Annotated in this window: 1 protein-coding gene; it reads left to right on the forward strand. The window is 70.8% G+C overall.

Features of this window, described 5'->3' with window-relative positions; all coding sequences use genetic code 11:
• Positions 1 to 1129: SDR family NAD(P)-dependent oxidoreductase (locus tag JS756_RS35810; protein WP_205387439.1), on the forward strand; the 1129-nt coding region annotated here is incomplete at both ends.

Consider the following 1129-nt stretch of genomic DNA (forward strand, 5'->3'; position numbering starts at 1 on the left):
GGGATCTGGGGTCGGTGTGTGCGGGTGAGCGGGTGTTGGTGCATGCGGCGGCCGGTGGTGTGGGGATGGCGGCGACGCAGTTGGCCCGGTGTCTGGGGGCTGAGGTGTTCGGTACGGCGAGTGTGGGGAAGTGGGGGGTGTTGCGGGAGGCGGGGTTGGATGCGGGGCATGTGGCGTCCTCGCGTGATGTGGGGTTCGAGTCGGCTTTCCTGGCGGCGACGGGTGGCCGGGGTGTGGATGTGGTCCTGGACTCGTTGGCGGGGGAGTTCGTGGATGCCTCGTTGCGGTTGCTGCCGCGGGGTGGTCGGTTCCTGGAGATGGGCAAGACCGATGTCCGCGACGCGGGGGCGGTGGCTGCCGAGTATCCGGGTGTGAGGTATCGGGCGTTCGATCTGTGGGATGCCGGTCCGGAGCGGATCGGGCGGATGCTGGCCGAGTTGGTGGAGTTGTTCGAGGCGGGTGTGCTGGAGCCGCTTCCGGTGACGTGTTGGGATGTGCGGCGTGCTCCGGAGGCGTTCCGGTACCTGTCGCAGGCAAGGCATGTCGGCAAGGTGGTGTTGACGGTTCCTGCCCCCCTTGATCCGGAGGGGACGGTTCTGGTCACGGGTGGTACGGGTGGTCTGGGGGCGTTGGTGGCCCGTCGTCTGGTGGTCGGGCATGGTGTGCGGCGTCTGCTGCTGGTCAGTCGGCGGGGGATGGATGCGCCGGGTGCTGCCGGGCTGGTGGCCGGGTTGGGTGCGTTGGGTGCCCGGGTCGAGGTGGCGGCGGTGGATGTGGCCGACCGCGGGAGGCTCGCGGCGGTGTTGGGGGCGGTCCCGGCCGGGCATCCGTTGACGGCGGTGGTGCACACCGCGGGTGTCGTCGACGACGGTGTGGTGGCGTCGTTGACGCCGGAGCGGTTGTCCGGTGTGCTGCGGCCGAAGGTCGATGCGGTGGGTCACCTGCACGAGCTGACCCGGGAGGCGGATCTGGCGGCCTTCGTCGTCTTCTCCTCCGTGGCGGGGACGCTGGGCAGTGCCGGTCAGGCCAACTATGCGGCTGCCAACGCCTACCTGGACGCCTTCGCCACCGTTCGTCGCCGCGCCGGGTTGCCGGCCGTCGCGCTGGCCTGGGGGCCGTGGGCTCCGGG

The sequence above is a fragment of the Streptomyces actuosus genome, assembly GCF_016921115.1.
Lineage (GTDB): Bacteria > Actinomycetota > Actinomycetes > Streptomycetales > Streptomycetaceae > Streptomyces > Streptomyces actuosus_A.